This is a genomic window from Paraburkholderia sp. J10-1 (genome assembly GCF_905220165.1).
GTDB lineage: Bacteria > Pseudomonadota > Gammaproteobacteria > Burkholderiales > Burkholderiaceae > Paraburkholderia.
In genome coordinates this window covers 1-2,974 of record NZ_CAJMYW010000046.1, presented here as the reverse complement: position 1 = coordinate 2,974, position 2,974 = coordinate 1, and the positions used below count along the sequence as shown (strand labels likewise).

Annotated in this window: 3 protein-coding genes; all 3 read left to right on the top strand. The window is 66.5% G+C overall.

Going from position 1 to position 2,974, the window contains the following annotated elements; all coding sequences use genetic code 11:
• The coding region (locus U5A65_RS40575; protein WP_321949699.1) for a sulfatase-like hydrolase/transferase at positions 1–663 on the top strand (663 nt) is incomplete at its 5' end.
• Positions 664–722: 59 nt separating this feature from the next.
• Positions 723–2,027, top strand: a complete 1,305-nt coding sequence (locus U5A65_RS40570) for an MFS transporter (protein WP_321949697.1) — start codon at positions 723–725, stop codon at positions 2,025–2,027.
• 39 nt (positions 2,028–2,066) lie between these two features.
• The coding region (locus U5A65_RS40565; protein ID WP_321949695.1) for an FAD-binding oxidoreductase at positions 2,067–2,974 on the top strand (908 nt) is incomplete at its 3' end.

Below are 2,974 nucleotides of genomic sequence, written 5' to 3'. Positions count from 1 at the left end.
TCGTTCATGGACGCGCAGGCCGGCAAGGTGCTCGACGCGCTGCGCGCCAACGGTCTCGAAGAGACGACCACCGTGATCTACAGCAGCGACCACGGCGACAATCTGGGCAAGCGCGGCATGTGGAACAAGTGCCTGATGTACCGGGAATCCACGGGCGTGCCGATGATCCTCGCCGGCCCGGGCATTCCCGCAAGCAAGGTCAGCGAGACACCGGTGTCGCTCGTCGATGTCCAGAACACGCTGCTCGATCTGACCGGCTGCCCCAAGACGCTGATGACGGGCCCTGGCACCTCGCTCGCACAACTGGCGAACGCGCCCGCGCAGCGCGAGCGGCTCGCGTTCAGCGAGTATCACGCCGTGGGCTCGGAAGCGGCGGCCTATCTGCTCGCCGACGCGCGCTACAAGTTTCACTATTACGTTGGCCTGCGCCCCGAGTTGTTCGATCTCGAACGAGACCCCGAAGAACTCGACGACGTGGCCGCCGATCCCGTCTATGCGCACGTGCTCGCGCGTTTCGAAGCGCAGTTGCGCGCACTGCTTGATCCCGAAGCCGTCGATGCCGCCGCGAAGGCCGATCAGGCACGGCTGATCGAATCGTTCGGCGGACGCGAAGCCGCGCTCAGGACCGGCACGCCCGCCGCGACGCCGGTACCGGCGGCATAGTGCGCGCCACCGCGCACTGACCGACAAGAAAAGACGACAAAGACAAACTGGAGACGACCATGCCATCAGCCGGACTCGCCGCGGCCGCCACGCCGGCCGGCCTCAAGCGCAAGTGGAAGACGGTGATACTCGCGAGCCTCGGCGGCTCGCTCGAAATCTACGACTTCATCATCTACGGCGTGTTCGCGCGCGAGATCGCGAGGCAGTTCTTCCCCGCCGCCGATCCCATCGCCTCGCTCATCAGCACGTTCAGCGTATTCGCGATCGGCTACGTCTCACGGCCACTCGGCGGCATCGTGCTTTCGAGCCTCGGCGACCGCTTCGGCCGGCGCGCGATCTTTCTCGTCTCCGTGCTTGCGATGTCGGCCTCGACGATCGGCATCGGCCTCATTCCCGGCTACGCGAGCATCGGCGTATTCGCGCCCGTGCTGCTCGTGTTGCTGCGCCTCGCGCAAGGCTTCTTTCTCGCGGGCGAATTGCCGTGTTCGATCACGTACGTCGTTGAAGAGATGCCGCAGCGCGCGAGCCTTGTTGGCGGCCTCGTCGTGTTCTGCCTCAATTCAGGTGTGCTTACGGCAACGCTGATGAGCCTCGCGCTGCACGCAACGCTCGACGCCGCCGACGTCATTGCGTACGGCTGGCGCATCGCGTTCATTTTTGGCGGACTGATCGGGCTCTTCTCGTACTGGCTGCGCACGTCGCTCGAAGAATCGGCGGAATTCCAGCGCCTGCGCAGCCACAAGGCCAAGCGTCCGTTTCGCACGGTGCTGCGCACGTTTGCGTGGCAGGTGACGGCGGGCGTGGGCGTGGCGGGCATCGTCAACGCGGCGAACAGCCTGCTCTTCGTCGTATTGCCGTCGTACCTCACGACCGTGCTGCACTATTCGCCGGCTATCGCGAGCGCGGCGCAAAACGTCGGCATCGCGACGATGTCCGCGTCGCTGCTCGCCTGCGCGTGGCTCGGCGACCGCATCCCGCCGCGTCTCGTGCATCGCGCGGGCGCGCTCATCATGCTTGCGGGCAGCTATCCGTTTTACCGGCTCGTGGCCGCGCATGGCATCGATCCATTCACGACGTTCGCCGTAATCGGCTTCGTCGGCGGCTTCGTGAACGGCACCTACGCGTTCCTGCTCGCCGATCTCTTTCCGACCCACGTCCGCTTCTCCGGCATCGCGCTCTCGCTCAATCTCGCGACCGTGCTGTTCACGGGCATCACGCCGCTCGTCGTGACCGATCTGCTGCATCGCGTCGGACCTGTCGCGCCCGGCCTCTACATGACGGCGATCGCGTGCATCGGGCTCGTTGCGGGGCTCGCGCTCAAGCGGCTTGGCGGCAAGGTCGAGCGCATGCATCAGACCGGCTAGCCGACACCCCCGACTCCTTCGATCCCAACCGACCAAACCATGCAACCCTCGCCTCCGATGTCCCTTCCCGACGCACTCGCGAATGCGCTTGGCGCCGACCGCGTGAGCACCGATCCGGCCGTCGCCAACTCGCACGCGGCCGACTGGAGCGACGCGCCGCGCTGCGCGCCGCCGCTCGTGATCCTGCCGCGCACACCCGAGGAAGTCGCGCGTGCGCTCGCCGTGCTCTCGCAATACCGGCAGCCGGTGGTCGTGCAAGGCGGCTTGACCGGCCTCGCTGGCGCGGCCACGCCGCAGGCGGGCGAAGTGGCGCTTTCGCTTGCGCGTCTGAATGCGCTCGAGGCGTTCGATACGACCGGCGGCACCGTGACCGTGCAGGCCGGCGTGCTCCTCGAGCAGTTGCAAACGCACGTCGAAGCCGAAGGCTGGTTCTTCCCGCTCGATCTGGGCGCGCGCGGCTCGTGCCAGTTGGGTGGCAACGCGGCAACGAATGCGGGCGGCAATCGCGTCGTGCGCTTCGGCACCATGCGCGAGCGTATTCTCGGTCTCGAAGTCGCCCTGCCCGACGGCACCGTGCTGCCGATGCTCAATCGCGTGACGAAGAACACCACGGGCATCGATCTCAAGCAGTTGTTCATCGGCTCGGAGGGGTTGCTCGGCGTCATCACGCGCCTTGTGCTCAAGCTCGAACCGAAGCCCGCCGCCGCGCAAACGGCGCTGTGCGCGCTCGGCTCGTTCGATGCGGCCGCGCGCCTGCTCAAGACATTGCGCATGCGCTTGCCGGGCCTGTCGTCGTTCGAGCTGATGTGGGACGACTTCATGCTGGCCGCCTGCGACGTGGCCAGGCTCAAGCCTGCCTTTTCGACGCGTTATCCGGTCTACGCCCTCGTCGAAACACTGGGCGAAGCCAACGACGACGCTCAGCGCGCGCTCGAAGAAGCGCTTGG

Excerpts from the sequence above, each read along its gene's own strand:
- U5A65_RS40570 (WP_321949697.1), top strand. The coding sequence starts at position 723 with ATGCCATCAGCCGGACTCGCCGCGGCCGCCACGCCGGCCGGCCTCAAG.